Origin of the sequence: Paucibacter sp. JuS9 (genome assembly GCF_044043925.2) — a bacterium.
In the GTDB taxonomy this organism is placed as follows: domain Bacteria; phylum Pseudomonadota; class Gammaproteobacteria; order Burkholderiales; family Burkholderiaceae_C; genus JAUASW01.
On sequence record NZ_CP194172.1, the window covers coordinates 4936598 to 4954880 of the forward strand.

The window sequence follows — 18283 nt, forward strand, 5'->3', positions numbered from 1 at the left end:
GACCGATGCGTCTTTTAGTCGCTGACAAAGACCATGCCCAGCACGCCCACCGTGCGGAGCTTGTCGTTCACCGTGGTGTAGGAGGCCAGGCCCAGCGAGTGGTACTTGGAAGCGAAGGCAGTGATCTGGCCGACGCCCAGGGCGCCTTCCAGCTGGCTGCGCTCTGCCACGGCCTTCTTGATCTTGTCGCGGTGCTGGTCGGCCGAGGGGTTGGTGGCAAAGCCGGCAACCACGAGGGCGGCCAGCACCAGCAGGGAGATCAGGGATTTGCTCATCAGGAATCCTTCGGGCTCAGGGTCTTGAACATCACATGGGCATCGACATAGCCCAGGCACTGGTGCTTGAAGGCGCCGGGCAGGGTGCCCACGATCTCGAAGCCGAGTTGCTGCCACAGGCGCACCGCGCCGGTATTGGTCGAGACCACCAGGTTGAACTGCATGGCCCGGTAGCCGCGGCGCAGGGCTTCGGCCTGCGAGTGCTCGCACATCAGGGTGGCGAGGCCCTGGCCGCGTGCGGCAGGTGCCACCAGATAGCCGCAGTTGGCCACATGGCTGCCCTGGCCCGGCTGATTGGGTCGAAGCGCATAGCTGCCCAGCAGCTCTCCGTCTTCACCACAGGTCACGAACGTGGCCTCGGGGCCCTCGATCCAGGTCTTGTGGAGTTCGGCGTCGGAGCTTTGCGGCGCATAGGCATAGGTATCGCCGGTGGCGAAGACCTCTTGCAGCAAGGGCCGCAGCTGCGGCCAGTCACTCGCCTCGAAGGCGCGTATCAGCGGCACAGCAGGTCGGCCAGCGATTCGGCGGCGATGGCCCAGTCGGCATCTTCCGCAATCGCTTCGCTCAGGAAGGCGGCCTGGCTGGCCGACCAGACTGGTGCGTCCTGCACCGCGCAACCCAGGCATTGCTGGCGGTTGCTTTCGATGAAGACGCGGATCTGCGCCGGCTCATGCGGCAGGCCCAGTTGCTTGAATAGATCGACAAGGCTGTGGAACGGTGATTCCATCTTCAACTCCCGGAGCTTTGATTCAGTCTAGCGACTACTTTCAACGGCTCAAGCCGCGCGCGGCAATTGGCCAGACCGCCTCGACCCGGCCGGCGCGCACGGCGATCACTTCGTCGTGCAGGTTGAAGGTCGGGTCGCAATGGCCGGGCACCAGCCAGAGCTGCGTCCCCAGGGCCGGGCGTTCCGCCTCGGGACTGAGCAGCTGGACGATGCCGTGCTCGTCGCTGGCGGCGCTGTAGCTGAGCTGCTGGCTGACCTGGCCATGGCCCCACACCAGCGGCAGGCCCGAGTCCAGGGTCAATGACTTGAGGCCGGCGTCCACCACCGTGCGCTCGCCATTGCCCACGCTCATCACGCTGCTGGCCAGGAACAGCGCATGCTCGAAGTGCAGCGTGCCGGTGAAATCATTGCGACCGTAGTCGGCGTCCATGCCGATGTAGGAGCCCGGCTGCACCTCGGTGTAGACGCCGCTGGCCAGGTCGAACTCGACCGTGCCGCTGCCGCCGCCCGTGATCACCTCGCAGGCATGGCCGGCCTGCCTCAGCGCAGCCACCACGGCCGCCGTGCGCTCGGCAGCACCTGCTGCGGCGGCGCGCCGCTCTTCATGGCCGCGCACATGCTGGATGCTGCCCAGATAGGCCTGCAAACCCTTGAAGCGCAGTTGCGGATGGCGCTGGATCTGCTCGATCAAGGCCAGCACGGCGGGCGCGTCGGCCACGCCGCAGCGGTTCTGGCCGATATTGATTTCGACGAGGACGGCCATCTGGCTGCCGACCGCCTGGCTGGCAGCGGCGAGGTCGGCAATCTGGCTTTCATGGTCGACGCACACGGTCAGCTGGCAATGCCTTGCCAGCTCGGCCGCCAGCGCGGCCTTGGCCGGGCCCACGGTTTCGTTGCTGATCAGGATGTCCTGCACGCCGGCATTGGCGAAGGGAAAGGCCTCGCTGACCTTCTGGCAGCAGATGCCTACCGCGCCGCGCTGGATCTGCGCCAGCGAGATGGCCGGGCATTTGTGTGCCTTGGCATGCGGGCGCAAGGCCACGCCGGCGGCTGTTGCTGCGGCCTGCATGCGGTCCAGGTTGCGCTCGAAGGCATCGAGTTCCAGCAGCAGGGCGGGGGTGTCGATGCTTGAGAGCGCATCGCCAGGGCGCGCGGCAGGCGGCAGTTGCAGAGGAGATGTCATGCGATCACAAGGCTGAGCAGATTGATGCAACGCCGTAACCGGCGGCGGGCTAGCATGGTGCCATGAACAAGCCCTCCGCTCCGCGCCTGGCCCTGATCGCCCATGACCACAAGAAGGACAGCATGCTGGCGCTGGCCTCCGAGTTCCTGCCGCTGCTGCAGGCCTGCCGCCTGATGGCCACCGGCACGACCGGGCGGCGGCTGCGCAATGAATTGGGGCTGGAGGTCGAATGCATGCTCAGCGGCCCCCTGGGTGGCGACCTGCAGATCGGTGCGCGCCTGGCCGTGGGTGAGGTGGACGCGGTGGTCTTCCTGCGAGATCCGATGACGCCGCAGCCGCACGAGCCCGACATCAATGCCCTGGTGCGTGCCTGCGATGTTCATGACGTGCCTTGCGCCACCAATCTTTCCGGAGCACGCCTGCTCTTGCGGGCCTTGGTTGCCCTGCCGACGCAGGTGTGAGCACCGCAGCGAGGCGCGCCTTCAGCGGCAGGCCCGGGCGTCGAGCAGGCGCTTGTTCAGCTCCAGTTGCAGCGGCTTGTTGTCGCGATTGGCCAGCTTGCTGATGTCGATCTCGATGTCGCGGATCTCGCGCGCCGAAGGGCAGGGCTTGCCGGCCTGGGCTGCGCGCGCAGGCGGCGGGTCGACATCGTCGAAGGCCACGACCACGCCATTGCGCAGCGAGACGTAGAAGCCGCGGCCGCCGCGCTGGTAGTAGAGCTGATCGGTCGAGTCGGGCCCGACCTGGCCGCTGCTGCTGCGCAGCGGCGAGCCCATGGCCGAGTCGAGCTCGGCGCGGGTCATGGAGACCATGGGCCGGCCCGCCATGATGGCCTCGCGGACCTTGCGCTGGCGTTCCAGCTCGCTCAACTGGCGGCTGTAGTCCGCAGACGCCGCCGCAGCAGCGGGCTGGTCCACGCGCATGTCCAGCTTCTGCTGGCCATGGCCATCGGGGCAGGGGTTCTGCTGGAAGCTGAGGGAGCCGTCGGGCGCACGGCAGCGGTACTGGGCGGCGGCCGGCAGCGACACGCTGGCAAGCAGCAGGAGGATCAAGAGGGGCAGGGAGGGTGCATGCATGGTCGCAGCCTAACGCCGGCTCGGCGCAGCGAGTTGACCGCTTGGCGCTTTTCCGGCCCCGCCTTGTGGCACGACCTGGCACCTGCAGGCGCGGCGTCCCTGCAACGCGATGTCATACTGACCAGCCATCGAACATGGGAGTGAGGCGATGCTGACTCGTCGCAAGACACTGATCGGCGCTGCGGCCCTGGCCGCACCGGTCTGGGCCCTGGCCCAGCAGCGCGGCGCCGCGCGCGTCGTTTCGACATGGGACTTCGGCGTGGGTGCCAACCAGGCCGCCTGGAAAGTGCTGGGCAGCCGGGGCGCAGCGCTGGATGCGGTGGAACAAGGCGCACGCTGGGCCGAGGGTGAGTTGTGCAATGCCACGGTGGGCCGCTGTGGCTATCCGGATCGAGAGGGCTACCTGACACTCGACGCCAGCATCATGGATGGTGATGGCCGCTGCGGCTCCGTGGCAGCACTGGAAGACATCCGGCATCCGATTTCGGTAGCTCGCCGGGTGATGGAGAAGACACCCCATGTGATGCTGGTTGGCGCGGGGGCTCAGCAGTTCGCGCTGGAGCAGGGCTTTGCCCGCGAGGCCTTGCTGACCGACGCTGCCCGCAAGGCCTGGCGCGAGTGGAAGCTCGAGTCCAGGTACCAGCCGAAGATGAACGTGGAGCGTCTCTCGACCTCACGTCCCGGCGACAGCGCCAATCACGACACGCTGGGCCTGCTGGCCATCGACAGCCAGGGCCGTCTGGCAGGCGCCTGCACCACGAGTGGCATGGCCTGGAAGCTGCGCGGCCGCGTCGGTGACAGCCCCATCATCGGCGCAGGCCTGTATGTGGACAACGAGGCCGGTGCCGCCACGGCCTCGGGCGTGGGCGAGGAAATGATCCGCAATGCTGCGAGCTTCCTGGTCGTCGAGATGATGCGCCAGGGCAAGTCGCCGCAGGAAGCCTGCGTCGCGGCGCTGGAGCGCATCGTGCACAAGCGTGAGGCCGCGAGCAAGCAGCTACAGGTCTGCCTGCTGGCCATGAACAAGCACGGCGAGGTGGGGGCCTGCGCGCTGCACCACGGCTTCACGTATGCACTGTGCGATCACGACCAGGACCGGCGCCTGCTGGAGGCACCGTCGGTCTATCCGAAATCCTGACCTCGGCCAGGCGCCGCGCCAGCCCATGAGGGGTTCCTCAGGCCCGCAAGACCTGACCCTTAAGCGCCCCTCCACTGTAGCCCGGGAAGACCTGAGCCAGCGCCGCATCACTCACGCCGAGGTGACGTTGCAGGATCGGGCTCAGCACCGAGCGGAAGTCAGTTGTCACCGCCAGGTCGCGGCCGTCGGCCAGCGCCGAGGTCTCGAGGCCCGGCCAGTCGCCCAGCACCTGGCCGCCTGCCACCGGGCCGCCGAGCAGCCACATCACATTGCCGCGGCCATGGTCGGTGCCGCCGGTGCCGTTCTGGCGCACCGTGCGGCCGAACTCGCTCATCACGACGATGACGGTGTCCTTGAGGCTGTCGCCCAGGCCCTGGGCCAGGGCTTCCAGGCCTTCGCCGAGGCTCGCCAGCTTGTTGGCCAACTGCCCCTTGGCACCGCCCTGGTTGACGTGGGTGTCCCAGCCGCCCACCGAGGTGAACGCGAGCTGCGTGTGGGCGTCGGCCTGGATCAGCTGGCCCAGGCGCCGCGCATCGGCGGCAAAGCTGCGGGCCGAAGGCGCGCCGTTGTCGGCACTGGGGTCCATGCTGCGGCCGCCGGCCATGCCGCCACCCTGGGCGCGGCGGGCTTGGCCCGCTTCCATGCTGCGCTTCATCTCGCCGCGGCCTTCGGTGGTGTCCTTGTAGGTGCGGGCCATGGTGGCGTCCTGGCCGTACATCTTGTCGAGCGCGGCCTGCACCTTGGGGTCGTCGATGGCCTTGGGGTCGAGCGCGCGCGGGCCCACGCCCAGCGAAGCGACGCTGGCGGTGCCGGCAAAGATGCGCGGCGGCGTGGCGCCCATGCTCACGGCGCGGGTCGGCGCGGCCTCGCCGGGCATGCGGGCCACGAGGCGGTTCATCCAGCCGTCGGGCGTGCTCTTGCGGCCGGGCGTGCCGCTTTCCATGTAGTCCTGCGCGTCGAAGTGCGAACGCGTCGGATCGGGCGAGCCGCTGGCATGCACAAACCCTAAAGCGCCCTGGTCCCAGAAGGGCTTGAGCCGCCCCAGCGCCGGATTCAGGCCGAAGCGGCTGTCCAGTTTCAGCACGCCGTCTTCGGCGCCTGGTGCGGCGAGCGCGGTGCTGGTTCGCGACTTGGCATAGTCAGCTTCACCGTAGGGCACGACGACCGAGAGGCCGTCCACCGCACCGCGCAGCATCACGACGACCAGCTTGCGCTTGGCGAGTTCGGTGCTGGCAGCGGCCCGGGCTGCGCGTGACCAGAGGGTCCAGCCGGCGAGGGCGCCGGTCTGCAGGAGGAAATTTCGGCGTTGCATGATGTGTGCTTCCTTCAGCGGCGCATGAAGTCGGGGCTGCCCAATGCGAGCGTGAGCTGCATGGCAGCAGGCTCGGCGGCGATGCTCTTGCGGGTGCTGTCGCTGAGCAGGGGGCCCAGGGTGTTGATCAGCGCCTGGCTGTCCAGGTTGGCGTTGGTGCCGCGGCGCATGCGCCTCTCGGACAAGGTGGAGGCGAACTGCACGCGCTGGGCCAGCGCTTCCGGATTCATCCACGCGGCGGCCGTGTTCTTGTAGCCGTCGGGCGTCTGCGAGCCGTAAAGCGGCATGCCGGCCTGGGCCAGCAACTGCATCAGCGGCGCCACGTCGGCCGGCGTGCTCACGTCCAGCGCGCGCAGGCTGCTCAGGACGTACTGGTAGGGCGTCTTGAACTTCACGCCATAGGCCTCGCGGCTCCAGAACTCGTCCGAAGTGATCAGCGTTTGCGTGACAGCCTTCAGGTCACCCTGGGTGGCGAGGAATCGGTCGGCCAGGCGCTGCACCAGGGCCGGCGGCGGCTGGTCAGAGACAAAGGCCTGCGCCAGCTTGAAGGCCAGATGCCTGGCGGTGGCCGGATGGCTGGCCAGCACGTCCAGCGCCATTTCGCCTTCGCCCTGCGCATTGCCGGTCACCGTGCGACCCAGCCATTGCTTGGTGCCGCCGTCGTGGCGGCGCGGGTCGAATTCGAACAGCGCGCCCTTCGTGCCCCTCTGCGCCGCGCGGTAGTCGACGGTCCATCCGGTCAGCATGCGCGCCAGTTCGGTCACGTCGCGCTGGCTGTAGCCACCGTCCACGCCCAGCGTGTGCAACTCCATCAGCTCGCGGGCGTAGTTCTCGTTGAGGCCGGTCAGTCTCTGGGCATTCGGGTTGGCGCGCGCCTGGCGGCCCGGCGGCTGGTAGCCGGTCTTCACGCTCTGGACATTGTCCAGATAGATCAACATGGCCGGGTGCTTGGCCGTGGCGGCCAGCATGTCGCGGAAGCGGCCGAACACGAAGGGCCGGATCGCCTCGCGCTCGTAGGAGCCGACCAGCACCGACACCGGCCCCTTGCCGGCGAAGACATTGAAGTGGTTGAACCAGAATTCGACCAGCACTTCCTCCAGCTGGGCCGGGCTGTCGATGGCGCGCAACAGCCGCGCCTGGCCGGCCTGCGCCAGCACTGGCCGCACCAGCTCGCGGCGGGCATTGGCCTGCGCCTCCTGCACCTTGGCGTTGTCGGCCTTGCCGTCCATGGCAGCAGCTTCGCGCCTGGCCACGCGGTTGGCCTGCGTGGCCTCGCGGTAACGGCCGATCAATTCGCCCTGGCTGAGCCTTTGCGTATTGAGCGCGGCGAGCCGGGCTTTCAGCGCCTCGGGCGGGGCCAGCTTGGCAGGCTCCAGTTGCGCGGCAAGAAAGGACTGCAGCCAGCGCTCCGCTCCTTGCTGCCTGATCGCCTCGATGTCGCTGGGCCGCGGGCCGTAGCCCAGGCGGTTCAGCGCATGCAGGGCCTTCTCATCGGCGCTCAGGCGCGGAGCCTGGGCCCAGCTGATGCTGCCTGCCAATGGCAGGGCCGATGCCAACGAGATGCCCTGGAGGGCTTGTCTTCTTGTGAGTTTCATTTTGCGACTCCGTACTGCCAGGTCCGCAGAGTCGCAAGTGTCGATCAAGCCGGCATTGCCTGTGTGCAAAGCTTTGTTGCCAGGGGGCGCCGGCTCGCTAGTGGCTTACCCGCGGCTCAGTTCGCCAGCTTCCAGTCGCCCTTTTCGATGGTCAGCAGCACGCGGGCGTTGTCTTCCAGGCCCCAGTGGTCCTTGGCCGAGTAGCGGATCACGCCCTGGGTGATCGTCACGCCCTTGCTGTTCTCCAGCGCCTCCTTGAGCGCGGCGCGGAATTCGGGCGTGCCGGGCTTGGCCTTCTTGAGCGCCACCGGCACTGCCGCCTGCAGGAGCAGCTGCGCGTCGTAGCCATGGGCCGAGAACTGATTGCGCGTGCCCGCGCCGAACTGCTGCTCATAGCGCTCGACGAATTCGGTCGCCAGCTTCTTGGACGGATGCGCCGCCGGCAGCGATTCCGGCATCACTGCCAGGCCCGCCACCACGATGGCACCATCCACCTCCTTGCCGCCCAGGCGTATCAGGTCGCGCGAGGCGGCGCCGTGGGTCTGGTAGATCTTGCCCTTGTAGCCCCGCTCCACGATGGCCTTGTGCGGCATCGCCGAGCCACTGCCGGAGGCGCCGATCAGGATGGCGTCCGGCTGCGCCATGGTGACCTTCAGCGCTTGCGCCGTCACGCTGGTGTCAGACCGTGCGAAGCGTTCCGTGGCCAACGTTGCCAGCCCAGCCTTCGCCGCCAGCGCATCGAAGGACTTCAGCCAGGTTTCACCATAGGCGTCCGAGTAGCCGAGGTAGGCGTAGCTCTTGATGCCGCTCTTCTTCATGTGCTCGATCAGCGCGGAGGCCATCAGCGGCGTGGACTGTGCGACGCGGAACGTCCAGGCGTCCTTGCCTTCGGGCAGATCCACCGGCGAGGTCGAGATCTGCACCGTCTGGCCCTCGGCCGCCACGACGGACAGCGCGATGGAGGCCGGCGTGGCGGTGGAGCCGACGATCACGTCCACCTTGTCTTCGGTGATGAAGCGGCGACCGTTCTTGACCGACTGCGTCGCATCCGAGGCATCGTCCAGGATGATCAGCCGGACCTTCTCTCCGCCAATGGTGTCGGGCCACAGGGAGATACCGTTCCTGGTCGGAATGCCCAGACCCGAGGCCGGGCCGGTCAGCGGCAGGCTCACGCCGATGGTGATCTCGGCCTGCGCGGCGCCGAAGGCGAGTGTGCTCAGGACTGCCGCAACGAGCGGTCGGATGGACTTCTTCTTCATGATGTCTCCTGGGTGGGTTGAATCGGCTGCGGCTGGCGCGGCCTGCCTTCGGATCAGGGAGGACACAGCTTGCGCAGCAGTGCGCACAGCTGCTTCTTCTCGGCCTGGTTCAGCGCGGCCGAGATGCGCTCGTCATGCTCTTTCACGGCCTGCTTGTAGCGCTTGAGCTGGCGCGCGCCGGCCTTGGTGAGCAGCAGGCTGTAGGAGCGGCGGTCGCCGGAGGCCTGGCGCTCTATCAGGCCTTTCTCCTCGAAGCCATCGATGATCGCGACCACGCCGGAGCGCGCGATGCCCATCACCTCGGCCAGGCGCGTTTGTGAGATGCCGGGGTTGTTTTCAACAATCACAAGCGACGAGAAGCGCTGCGGCGTGATCTCTTCCCCGTCCATCGTCGCGGCGAAGTCTTCATAGATCGACAGCTGCGCGCGACGCACCGCGTAGCCGACCAGCTCGTCGAGCACGTCGTACTCCACGCCTTCTATACGGGCATTGAAATGGATGCGCTGGGTCAATCCGTCTCCTGGGTCTTGTCCATCTTTTGCCTGCTCGACGCTTGTGTTCGTCGAAGTAATTGTTATAGGCTATAACAATTAAGCGCGCATGTCATCTTGCGACGCAGCATCAGAATCAGGAAACGGAGAGCGGCGTGAAAGTCACGATTGCAGGGGCCGGTATCGGTGGGCTCAGCCTGGCGCTGATGCTGCATGAGCGCGGCATCGAGGTGGAGTTGTTCGAGTCCGTCGGTGAAATCAAGCCGCTCGGCGTCGGCATCAACTTGCTGCCACACGCCAGCCAGCAGCTGTGCCGGCTCGGGCTGGAAGACGCTCTGGCCGCCCACGCGATAGAAACCTCCACGCTCGCCTACTTCAACAAGTTCGGTCAGGAGATCTGGCGCGAAGCGCGGGGCCGCGCGGCCGGCTACGACTTCCCGCAGTTCTCGATCCACCGCGGCGATTTGCAGATGACTTTGCTGGCGACAGTGCAGGAGCGCATTGGCCGCGACAAGGTGCACGCCGGCCACGCTTTTGCCTCTTTCGAGCAAGGCACCGACAAGGTCGTCGCCTGCTTCATGCGTCGCGCAGACGGCATGACGGTGCAGTCCGAATGCGATGTGCTGGTCGGCGCCGACGGCATCCATTCCTCGCTGCGCAAGTTCCTCTACCCGAGTGGCGATCAGCCGCGTTTCTCGGGGCGCATGCTGTGGCGTGCGGTGACTGAAGCGGAGCCCTACATGGATGGCCGCAGCATGTTCATGGCCGGCCACCAGGACCAGAAGTTCGTCTGCTACCCGATCTCCGAACCCTTGCGTCGCGAGGGGCGTTCACTGATCAACTGGATCGCCGAGCTGCGCGTGCCGGGCGGCGAACTGCCCAGCACCGACTGGAACCGAAAGGTCGACAAGTCGGTCTTCGCGGCACCGTTCCAAGATTGGAAATGGAACTGGATCGACATTCCCGCCATCATTGACGGCGCGAAGGAAATCTACGAATTCCCGCTGGTCGATCGTGACCCCTTGCCGCGCTGGACCTTCGGCCGCGTCACGCTCCTGGGCGATGCCGCGCATCCGATGTACCCGATAGGCTCCAACGGCAGTGCGCAGGCCATTCTCGATGCGCGCTACTTGGCCGACTGCCTGGCCGACGACGCCGACACGCCCTACGCGCTGCGCGAGTACGAGGCCGAGCGCCTGCCCAGGACCACCGGCATCGTGCTGCGCAACCGCATGAACGGGCCCGAGCAGGTGATGCAGCTCGCCGAATCACGCGCGCCACAGGGCTTCAGCAGCATCGATGAAGTGATTCCCCGAGAGACGCTGGAAGCCATGTCCCTGCGCTACAAGCGATTGGCGGGATTCGACAAGGACAGCTTGAAGGCCAAGGCCTGATCAAGCCCGCCCACCGCTGTGGGCCGGGTCCGTTGCCGCTAGCCCAGCGCCCTGGCGATCTTGTGTCGCGCCACCGTGGGACGCGGCACCTTGAATGGGAACCAGCGCCGCACATCGTCTTCCAGGCCGATGCCGTGCATGAAGTTGTAGATTGCCTTCTTCAAAGCCACGCCCAGCTGGTCGTGGTCCACGCCCGTGGGGTCGATGAAGCCGACGTCGTTCTTCGCGAACGGGCTCTCAGGCAGCGGCAGCAGCTTCACACCGAAGTCTTCGGGTTTCTGGCCGACGGGCGAATGCACGGTGCAGGCAAAGCGGTGGAAGAAGCCGCTCTGGATGCAGCCGTTCTCGAACAGCTGCCGCACATATTCCAGCGCATCGACCGTGTCCTGCACCGTCTGCGTCGGGAAGCCGTACATCAGGTAGGCATGCACGAGGATGCCGGCGTCGCTGAAGGCCTTGGTGACACGAGCCACCTGCTCGACCGACACGCCTTTCTGCATCAGGTTCAGCAAGCGGTCCGAGGCGACTTCGAGGCCGCCGGAGATCGCGATGCAGCCGCTGTCCGCCAACTGCTGGCAGAGCTCGGGCGTGAAGGTCTTCTCGAAGCGCACATTGCCCCACCAGCTCACCGCCGTGCCGCGCTTCTGCAGTTCGGCGGCCAGGGCCTTCAATGATTTCGGCGGGGCTGCTTCGTCCACGAAATGGAATCCCGTCTGGCCGGTCTCGGCCACGATGGCCTCGATGCGGTCCACCAGCAGTTCGGCGGAAGCCGCGTCGTAGCGCGAGATGTAGTCCAGCGTGACGTCGCAGAAGCTGCACTTCTTCCAGTAGCAGCCATGGGCCACGGTCAGCTTGTTCCAGCGGCCGTCGCTCCACAACCGGTTCATCGGATTGAGCATGTCCAGCAGCGACAGGTAGCGCTCGAGCGGCAGTCCATCCCAGGTGGGCGTACCGACGTCCGCGAAAGGCACGTCGGGCTCGACAAAGTTCACGTACTTCACGTCGCCTGCTTCATCCCGGATGAAGGTGCGCACCAGGCGTTGCTGCGAGCGCTTGCCAGCAAGGTGCTCGATCAGCGCCAGCAGCGGCCGCTCGCCGGCATCCAGGGTCACGTAGTCAACGAAGTCGAACACGCGCGCCTCGCTCAGCTCGCGCAGCTCGGTGTTGACGAAGCCGCCGCCTAGCACGATCTTGATGGTGGGGTTCTGCGCCTTGACCGTCTGCGCGATTCGCAGGGCTGCATAGACCGCACCTGGGAAGGGGACGGAGAGCAACAGCAGCTCCGGCTTGTGTCGCTCCAGCGCCTCGATGGTCAGCGCCTGCAAGGTTTCATCCACCCAGTTCGGCGCTGCCAGCAAGGCCTGGTGCAGCGGATCAAAGCTCGGCTGGCTGGTGGCCAGTTGCTCGGCATAGCGGACGAACTCGAAGCGCGGGTCCACCGCTTCGCGCAGCACGTCAGCCAGGTCGTTCAGGTAGAGCGTGGCGAGGTGGCGGGCGCGGTCCTGCAGTCCCAGTGCTCCAAAGGCCCAGGAGAGCGGATCGCCGCTGCCATCGTCGGCATAGGCTTCCAGCGTCTCGAAGCGTGGGCCTTCCGGTAGAAAACCGCGCGTGTTGATGCGATGAGCCAGCGTGGCGTCGCGGCCCTGCAGGAAGGCCAGCACCGCATCGATGGTGGCGATGTAGCGCGCGCCCTGGGCGATGAAGCTGCGCAACTTGGCCGAGGGTCGCGCCACCGCTTCGCTCAGCTCCAGCAGCTTCTCCAGACCTGGGCGCGAGAGCAGCCGCAGCACCAGAGCCAACGCCAGGTCCTCCTGCGCCGCATCGGCGAAACCGCGCGAGCGCAGAAAGCCGGTCAGGTAGGCGGTGGACGGGTAGGGCGTGTTCAATTGCGTCATCGGCGGGATGACGCTGAGGATGCGCAGGGAGGTGGGGGCAGGAGACGACATCGGGGGGCAAGGGCGCGACAGCCCTCGATTGTCCGGCACCTTGGCCCTCAGGCGCTCAGCTCGCGCAAATACCCGCCGGGCTGGGCACCGGGACCTGCATGCCGCTGAAGCGGGGCTGCTCGGGGCGGCTCACATCGAAATGGCTCAACTGATCGCTGCGCTGGTTGCTGACCCACAGCGAACTGCCGACAACGCAGGCATTGCGCGGGTAGCTGCCGCGGGTCCAGTGGTGGTCGATCAGGCGCGGCTGCTCGGGCGTGTCGATGGCCAGCACCGCAATGCTGTCGTAGAGCCGGTTCAAGGCATAGAGATGCCGGCCGCCGGGCGCCAGCACGAGGTCGGACGCATAGCTGGTGCCCGCGAAGCCGGCCGGCAGCACCGAGCGCTCGTCCAGCAGTTGCGGGCCTTCGGGCAGCAGCCGCACAGTGGACAGGGTGCAGGACTCTTCCTGCAGCACATAGACCAGACTGCCGTCTTGCGGATGAAAGACAAAGTGGCGAGGGCCGGAGCCCGGGCTCAGCATCAGCTCGCTGGCCGGCGGTGGCGGCAGGTCCTTCACGAGCGGCCAGACCAGCAGCCGGTCGCGGCCGAGGTCGGTGCCCAGCAGCCAGCGGCCATCGGGGCTGGCCTGGATCATGTGGCCATGCGGCGCGTCATGCCCGCTGCGCGCCTGGCTGCCGCGCGGCGCACGCAGCGCCTGCTCGGGGCCGGGGCGACGGTCGGGGCCGCGGCAGCCGTCCCATGAAATCGCAGGGGCCAGGCTGCCATCGGCAAGCACCGACAAGCCGGCAAAGCGCGCATCACCATAGTGCGCCACCCAAAGTCGACCAGCGCCGAGGCTCAGGTGCACCGGCCCTTGTCCGCCGCTGGGCAGGCGCTGCTCGAAGGCCAGCCGGCCTTGGCTGTCTTGCTGATAGACCGAGATCGCGTTCCCGCTTTCTTCGGCCGCATAGAGGCGTTGCGATGCCGCGTCTGCCAGCAGCCAGCTCGGGCTCTGGGTGTTCTCGGTGATGCCGATGTCGCGCAAGCTGCCGTCAGCCTCGATGGCAAAGCTGTAGAGCCCGCGTCCCGCCGGGGCATGGCTGCCCACATGCAGGAAGCGGGCGGCGGACGTCTGAGGCAGGAGGAGGGCAGCCATGCTCAGCAAGACCTCGCGTCGAGTCGGGTTCATCAGAGACGCAGCCGCAGGCCGCGGCGCAAGAACAGATGCAGGAGCAGAAGCACCCACAGCAGGAAGACCCCGCCGCGCAAGAGACCCGCCCAGCCTTCGCTGAGCGCAGCCGGCCAGTCCCAGCCGATCAGCGAAGTCAAGGCGCCCAGCACAAAGGGAATCAGATAGGCCAGCAGCGGATGCTGGCCCGCCTCGCGCAGTCCGCCGGTCACTTTGCCGCTCGCTGGCCAACGCAGGAGCGCTTGCTGCAAGAGCAGGTAGAGCAGGGCACTGGCGCCCGCGCACAGCAGGCCCCAGGCAGGCGTGGCGTAGATCTTGGAGATGCCGCCCCAGGGCCGCAGCGCGAAGCCTGCGGCCAGCAGCGCCAGCGCCAAGGCCAGCGTCCAGCGCGCCGCATGCGATGGCGCTTGCGGGCCATGCATCAGCAAGGCGGTGATCACGCCGGACAAGACCAGCAGCAGATGCGTGGCGTGCCCGCCGCCACCGACGCTGGGGTTCAGCAGGTAGAACCAGGCCAGGCACAGCGGCAGCACGGCCGCTGCAACAACAAGGCGAGCCTGCGCCGGGCTCAGTAGAAAGATCAGGGCTGCCAGACCGTAGGCCCAGCCGATCAGGCCGAGGATGCCCCACCAGTGCGGCTGCAGGCCTGTCCATTGACCCTCGGCATGTGGATAGACCGAAGCCAGGGCCAGCAGCACGATCACGCCGGCAAGCCGCCAGGGCCAGGCCAGCGCCGGCCCGCCGCTCACGCTGCCCCACAAGACAAAGCAAGCCGCCAGCGCCGCGAGCAACCAGGCCGCTGAAGCGAAGCCTGCCGGCGCCATCTCGGCATTGACCATGAAGACGCCCAGCACCAGCAGGCCTGCTACACGCATGGCCGCCTGCCGCAGCGCGCCGCTCAATCCGGCCTTGGCCAGTTGCGCCTGCAGTGCGAAAGGCATCGACATGCCGACAATGAACAGGAAGGCCGGGAACACCATGTCGACAAAGCTCAGCGCATCGGCATCGGCCGGCATGTGCTTCATCCACGCCGGCAGGCCGGCCACGCCCGCCCATTGGTTGACCAGCACCATCACTGCCACCGTCAGGCCGCGCATCAGGTCGATGGCCGGCCAGCGCACGGCCTTGGCTTGCACAGCATTCATCCGTCGCTCCGCAAGTTAAAAAAGGGGCGGCCGCGAGGGCCGCCCAAGACAGGGGCAGGAGACAGCTGCCTCCGCTTCGAGGATCAAGCTCAGTAGTTGACCGTGGCACGCAGCCCGACCATGCGTGGCGGGTTGTAGCTGTTGAAGGTGTAGCCGCCGGTGTTGCCCTGGCCCATCCAGTTCTTGATGATGTTGTTCGTGAGGTTGGTGCCCCACAGTTCCAGGCTCCACTTGTCGTTGCTCGGCGCGAAGCGCACGGAGGCATTCCAGTTGGTGTAGGCCTTCTGGAAGTCGCCGATGTGATCGTTGTCGAGGTTGCGCACCGTGAAATACATGCGGCTCTGGTAGCGCATGCCCACGCTCGGCGACACCACATAGTCGCCCACCGGGATGTAGTGCGAGTAGTTGACGGCGTAGGAGATCTTGGGCGCATAGGGCAGGCGGTTGCCGGTCACGTCCTTGATGCGGCGGCCGCGCTTGTCGGCGTCTGCGCCCAGATAGATCGGCGCGCATTCCTCGGCCTTGAACATCGAGCGGTAGCCGCAGATCCAGTTGTCGTCATAGGTCGGGTAGGACTTGACCTTGGCGTCCAGGAAGGAGAGGTAGCCCGACAGCGTGCCGTTCTCCCAAGGCAGGACCTTGTACTCCAGCTCGACGCCACGGATGCGGGCCTTGCCGATGTTCTCGGTCTTCCAGGCGTTGACGATGTCGCAGGCCGGGTTCCAGTCCGGGCAGGTCTGGCCCGCCGCGAGCTTCTTCTGGCCGACTGCATTCATGCCCGTGGTGTGCATGTCGTTGTAGTCGGTGCTGAACAGCGTGACGGACAGGTCCAGCTTGTTGTCGAACAGCCGGCCCTTGTAGCCGAGCTCGAAATTGCGCGTGGTCTCGGGCTTGTACTCGAGGAAGCTGAACTTGTTGCTGCCGCCGTCCACGCAGGTGCCGCCGCCGCAGGTGTCGAACTGGTCGCCGAAGCCGCCCGGCCTGTAGCCGGTGGCCAGCGAGGCGAACAGCATCTGCTTCTTGTCGATGTCGTACTGCAGGCCCAGGCGGTAGGTGGCCTTCTTCCAGTTGGCCTCATGCTCGTTGTTGCTCGGCGGCGTGTAGGCCGAGGGGCCGGCGAACGGGCCCATGCCCATGGTCAGGTCGGTGCCGTTGTGCGGCGTGCACAGGCCCAGCTCGCAGGGCACGGTGTGCTGGCCGTTGTAGTACCAGGGCGTGCCGGCGTCCCAGTTGCCGTAGGAGCGGCCGCCCTTGTCGCTGCGGCGGTCCTTGCTGAAGCGGATGCCGGCGGTGCCGGTCCAGCCTTCGGCCAGCGCCATGTCGCCCTGCGCGAACAGGCCGCGCGATTCGACGCGGCGGTCCGGCTGGTCGTAGTACTGGCCATAGGCCATGGCCCAGGGCGCTTCCACCAGCATGTCCTGCGCGAACAGGATGGCGTTCTTCTCGTCCATCGTGAAGATGCCGGCCACGTAGCGCCAGTCCTTGGTCTGCTGGCGCAGCTGCAACTCGTTGACCAGGGACTTGTAGTTCGAGGCCACGGTGTAGGTGGCGCGGTCGAAGGCATGCTGGTTGCCCCAGTTGCCCCAAGGCTGCATGATTCCCACGTCCTCGTTCAGCCAGGCCTGGCCGCCGTCGTCGTCGTGGTCTTGCGAGCGCTTCTGCACCGCGTAGGCGGCCTTGTAGCCCAGCTCCATGCCGTTGCCGAGCTTCCAGGTGATGTTGCTGCGCGCGGTGTCGATCGACATGTCGATGCGGCCCGGCACATTGATCTTGGCAAACCACTGGCCCTCGGGCCCGCAAGCCCACTTGGTGCCGGCCGCCATCTCGCAGTCCTTCAGGCCGACTTCACCGGCACTGTTGTTCTGGTAGTGCTCGTAGCCGAACTGCCATTCGAGGTCCTTGCTGATGGCCCAGCGTGCGGTCACGCGGGCGGCGTACTGGTCGGAGTTTGTGTAGTAGTCAGACGGGTCGACCTTGCGGTTCAGGCGCTGGTCGACGTCGGGCTTGCCGTCCGGCGAGAACGTGCCGTCGGGCTTCTTGATGCCGCGGTCGCTCAGGTCGCGCACCTGCTGGATGTAGCCGTCGCGCTTGTCCATCATGAAGGCGCCGCGGATCGCGAAGTTGTCGGCCAGCGACACGTTCTGCACGATGCGCAACTGGCGGCCCTGGTAGCTGCTCGTCTGCAGCTGGGTCCAGCCGTAGTTGTTCTTGAAGTCCGGCGCGGCGGGGATGATGTTGACCACGCCGGCCGTGCTGTTGCGGCCGAACAGCGTGCCCTGCGCGCCACGCAGCACTTCAACCCGGTCCAGGTCGAACATCAGGGCGAGCGAGCCTTGCGGCCGCGGCGAGTAGATGCCGTCGATGTGGATGCCCACGGCCGGGTCGCCGATCTCGGTGAAGTTGGTCGAGGTCACGCCGCGGATCGAGGCCAGCACGCCGGAGTCGCCGCTGGACAGGCCCAGTTGCAGATTGGGCACGTAGCCGCTCAGGTTGATCAGTTCCTTGACGTTCTCGCGCACCAGGTCGTCGGCCTGCAGGGCGCTGACCGAGACGGGCGTCTTCAGGAGGTCGGTGGCGCTGCGGGTGGCGGTGACTGTCACCGAGGGCAGGGTGTTGGGCGCTGCGGTCTTCTTCTTGCCGTCCTTTTCCTCCTCCTTGTTGGTGGCCTGCTGCGCCAGCGCCGGCAGGGCCAGCGTCAGCAGGGCGGCGGTGGCCACGGCCGACAGACGGGGGAAACGGGTGGTTTTGTCTCTCATTCTCAGGTCTCCAAGGCTCTTGTGAATCAACACCCCAGCGGGTGCAGGACGGGAACGCCAAACAGTGCGCTGGCGTGTTTGTAGTAATCGATGCGGCGCTGGTTCTTGCGCCTGGCGTCGGCGTCGTAGGGCTTGTCGCATTCCAGCGGCCCGTTGATGGCGCGGGTGGTGGCGCCGAAGCCCTCGCCCTGGCGCAGCGCCTGGTGGGCCGAGCGCGGTGCTTCGCCGGTCTGGCTCATCCAGTACCAGAGCGCGGTGCGCCAGGCGACGGTGGAGTCGCGGGCCACGCGGTCGGGGTCGGCCCAGAGGTCCAGCCCCAGGTAGTCGCCCGCGGCCTTGTACTGGTAGTTCCAGCTCAGCTGGATCGGGCCGCGGCCGTAGTACTGCTGGCCGGGCGCGCAGCCGAAGACATCGGTCTTGCGGCAGTAGTGGTCCCAGTTCTCCTTGCGGTACTCGCGCTGGGCGCGCAACTGGTCGCTCTCATGTGCGATCTGGCCGAGGAAGGCGGCCATCTCCTGCGCGCGCTGCTGGGCGCTGCCCCAGGCGGCGAATCCCGGCGTCTGGCGCACGGCTTCGGTGAAGCCCTCGTAGCTGTAGAAGGCGAGGCGCCTGGGAAAGAGCTGATCGAACTGCGCCAGGCTGGGCAGGAAGGCGTGTTCGGCCGCATGGGCATTGGCAGCCAGCGGCAACTGCAGGGCAAGGGACAATACGGAGGCCAGGCGGCGGGTTCGGATCATGCGGAAAGGCAGCAGCATCGATGCAGATGGCAGACTGTCCGCCGGACCGCCTATGCGGCACTTCAAGGACTTGTTAAG

At 66.8% G+C, this 18283-nt stretch carries 17 protein-coding genes; 3 read left to right on the forward strand and 14 right to left on the reverse strand.

The features are described 5' to 3' along the window. Window positions 1-14: 14 nt before the first annotated feature. From ABT392_RS22020 to ABT392_RS22035, 4 genes are read right to left on the reverse strand one after another with little or no spacing between them, the layout of a single operon-like run. Window positions 15-275 (reverse strand): hypothetical protein, encoded by a 261-nt coding sequence (locus ABT392_RS22020; protein WP_334277486.1) that lies wholly within the window; start codon window positions 273-275, stop codon window positions 15-17. After that, window positions 275-778 (reverse strand): GNAT family N-acetyltransferase, encoded by a 504-nt coding sequence (locus tag ABT392_RS22025; protein WP_395384511.1) that lies wholly within the window; start codon window positions 776-778, stop codon window positions 275-277. Before ABT392_RS22025 ends, ABT392_RS22020 begins: the two co-directional genes overlap by 1 nt. Then, window positions 769-1002 carry a DUF2789 family protein gene (locus ABT392_RS22030; protein WP_334277484.1) on the reverse strand — a complete coding sequence of 78 codons (234 nt, stop codon included), beginning with the start codon at window positions 1000-1002 and terminating at the stop codon, window positions 769-771. Before ABT392_RS22030 ends, ABT392_RS22025 begins: the two co-directional genes overlap by 10 nt. A 40-nt stretch (window positions 1003-1042) precedes the next feature. Continuing rightward, a complete protein-coding gene (locus tag ABT392_RS22035) occupies window positions 1043-2185 on the reverse strand; it encodes a DSD1 family PLP-dependent enzyme (RefSeq protein WP_395384510.1) in 1143 nt (380 codons plus the stop codon). 62 nt (window positions 2186-2247) lie between these two features. Here ABT392_RS22035 and ABT392_RS22040 point away from each other — a divergent pair, with 62 nt between their 5' ends. Next, window positions 2248-2646, forward strand: coding sequence for a methylglyoxal synthase (locus tag ABT392_RS22040; protein ID WP_334277482.1), 399 nt, complete (start codon window positions 2248-2250; stop codon window positions 2644-2646). A 21-nt stretch (window positions 2647-2667) separates the two neighbouring features. Here the strand turns inward: ABT392_RS22040 and ABT392_RS22045 are convergent, their stop codons facing one another. Beyond that, a complete protein-coding gene (locus ABT392_RS22045; RefSeq protein WP_395384508.1) occupies window positions 2668-3261 on the reverse strand; it encodes a DUF4124 domain-containing protein in 594 nt (197 codons plus the stop codon). Window positions 3262-3409: 148 nt separating this feature from the next. Between ABT392_RS22045 and ABT392_RS22050 the strand changes: the two genes are divergently transcribed. Further along, the gene (locus ABT392_RS22050) at window positions 3410-4399 is read left to right on the forward strand and encodes a N(4)-(beta-N-acetylglucosaminyl)-L-asparaginase (RefSeq protein ID WP_334277480.1); all 990 of its coding nucleotides are present in this window, start codon (window positions 3410-3412) and stop codon (window positions 4397-4399) included. Window positions 4400-4436: 37 nt separating this feature from the next. Here the strand turns inward: ABT392_RS22050 and ABT392_RS22055 are convergent, their stop codons facing one another. The 4 genes from ABT392_RS22055 to ABT392_RS22070 form a co-directional block, all read right to left on the reverse strand. Further along, window positions 4437-5711 (reverse strand): DUF1501 domain-containing protein, encoded by a 1275-nt coding sequence (locus tag ABT392_RS22055; protein WP_395384506.1) that lies wholly within the window; start codon window positions 5709-5711, stop codon window positions 4437-4439. A 14-nt stretch (window positions 5712-5725) separates the two neighbouring features. Then, window positions 5726-7306 (reverse strand): DUF1800 domain-containing protein, encoded by a 1581-nt coding sequence (locus ABT392_RS22060; protein WP_395384505.1) that lies wholly within the window; start codon window positions 7304-7306, stop codon window positions 5726-5728. A 116-nt stretch (window positions 7307-7422) separates the two neighbouring features. Then, window positions 7423-8565 carry an ABC transporter substrate-binding protein gene (locus ABT392_RS22065; RefSeq protein ID WP_395384504.1) on the reverse strand — a complete coding sequence of 381 codons (1143 nt, stop codon included), beginning with the start codon at window positions 8563-8565 and terminating at the stop codon, window positions 7423-7425. Window positions 8566-8618: 53 nt separating this feature from the next. Further along, on the reverse strand, window positions 8619-9077 hold the full coding sequence (locus ABT392_RS22070) for a MarR family winged helix-turn-helix transcriptional regulator (protein ID WP_334277476.1): 459 nt from the start codon (window positions 9075-9077) through the stop codon (window positions 8619-8621). Between the two features lie 134 nt (window positions 9078-9211). Here ABT392_RS22070 and ABT392_RS22075 point away from each other — a divergent pair, with 134 nt between their 5' ends. Then, window positions 9212-10450: a flavin-dependent oxidoreductase gene (locus tag ABT392_RS22075; RefSeq protein ID WP_395384503.1), complete on the forward strand. Its 1239-nt coding sequence runs from the start codon at window positions 9212-9214 to the stop codon at window positions 10448-10450. A gap of 38 nt (window positions 10451-10488) precedes the next feature. Here ABT392_RS22075 and ABT392_RS22080 read toward each other — a convergent pair whose 3' ends face one another. The 5 genes from ABT392_RS22080 to ABT392_RS22100 all read right to left on the reverse strand — a co-directional run bounded on the left by ABT392_RS22080 (window position 10489) and on the right by ABT392_RS22100 (window position 18223). Further along, a complete protein-coding gene (locus ABT392_RS22080; RefSeq protein WP_395384502.1) occupies window positions 10489-12396 on the reverse strand; it encodes a B12-binding domain-containing radical SAM protein in 1908 nt (635 codons plus the stop codon). A gap of 55 nt (window positions 12397-12451) precedes the next feature. After that, a complete protein-coding gene (locus ABT392_RS22085) occupies window positions 12452-13567 on the reverse strand; it encodes a lactonase family protein (protein WP_395384501.1) in 1116 nt (371 codons plus the stop codon). Continuing rightward, window positions 13567-14712 (reverse strand): DUF5009 domain-containing protein, encoded by a 1146-nt coding sequence (locus tag ABT392_RS22090; RefSeq protein WP_334277472.1) that lies wholly within the window; start codon window positions 14710-14712, stop codon window positions 13567-13569. Before ABT392_RS22090 ends, ABT392_RS22085 begins: the two co-directional genes overlap by 1 nt. Window positions 14713-14801: 89 nt before the next feature. Continuing rightward, complete coding sequence (locus ABT392_RS22095; RefSeq protein ID WP_395384500.1) at window positions 14802-17468, reverse strand: TonB-dependent receptor; 2667 nt, start codon at window positions 17466-17468, stop codon at window positions 14802-14804. Window positions 17469-17494: 26 nt separating this feature from the next. After that, complete coding sequence (locus ABT392_RS22100) at window positions 17495-18223, reverse strand: chitinase (protein WP_395384499.1); 729 nt, start codon at window positions 18221-18223, stop codon at window positions 17495-17497. Window positions 18224-18283: the final 60 nt, after the last annotated feature.

Coding starts and splice junctions, on each gene's coding strand:
- ABT392_RS22020 (WP_334277486.1), bottom strand. CDS start 275: ATGAGCAAATCCCTGATCTCCCTGCTGGTGCTGGCCGCCCTCGTGGTT.
- ABT392_RS22030 (WP_334277484.1), bottom strand. CDS start 1,002: ATGGAATCACCGTTCCACAGCCTTGTCGATCTATTCAAGCAACTGGGC.
- ABT392_RS22035 (WP_395384510.1), bottom strand. CDS start 2,185: ATGACATCTCCTCTGCAACTGCCGCCTGCCGCGCGCCCTGGCGATGCG.
- ABT392_RS22040 (WP_334277482.1), top strand. CDS start 2,248: ATGAACAAGCCCTCCGCTCCGCGCCTGGCCCTGATCGCCCATGACCAC.
- ABT392_RS22045 (WP_395384508.1), bottom strand. CDS start 3,261: ATGCATGCACCCTCCCTGCCCCTCTTGATCCTCCTGCTGCTTGCCAGC.
- ABT392_RS22050 (WP_334277480.1), top strand. CDS start 3,410: ATGCTGACTCGTCGCAAGACACTGATCGGCGCTGCGGCCCTGGCCGCA.
- ABT392_RS22055 (WP_395384506.1), bottom strand. CDS start 5,711: ATGCAACGCCGAAATTTCCTCCTGCAGACCGGCGCCCTCGCCGGCTGG.
- ABT392_RS22060 (WP_395384505.1), bottom strand. CDS start 7,306: ATGAAACTCACAAGAAGACAAGCCCTCCAGGGCATCTCGTTGGCATCG.
- ABT392_RS22065 (WP_395384504.1), bottom strand. CDS start 8,565: ATGAAGAAGAAGTCCATCCGACCGCTCGTTGCGGCAGTCCTGAGCACA.
- ABT392_RS22080 (WP_395384502.1), bottom strand. CDS start 12,396: ATGTCGTCTCCTGCCCCCACCTCCCTGCGCATCCTCAGCGTCATCCCG.
- ABT392_RS22085 (WP_395384501.1), bottom strand. CDS start 13,567: ATGAACCCGACTCGACGCGAGGTCTTGCTGAGCATGGCTGCCCTCCTC.
- ABT392_RS22090 (WP_334277472.1), bottom strand. CDS start 14,712: ATGAATGCTGTGCAAGCCAAGGCCGTGCGCTGGCCGGCCATCGACCTG.
- ABT392_RS22095 (WP_395384500.1), bottom strand. CDS start 17,468: ATGAGAGACAAAACCACCCGTTTCCCCCGTCTGTCGGCCGTGGCCACC.
- ABT392_RS22100 (WP_395384499.1), bottom strand. CDS start 18,223: ATGCTGCTGCCTTTCCGCATGATCCGAACCCGCCGCCTGGCCTCCGTA.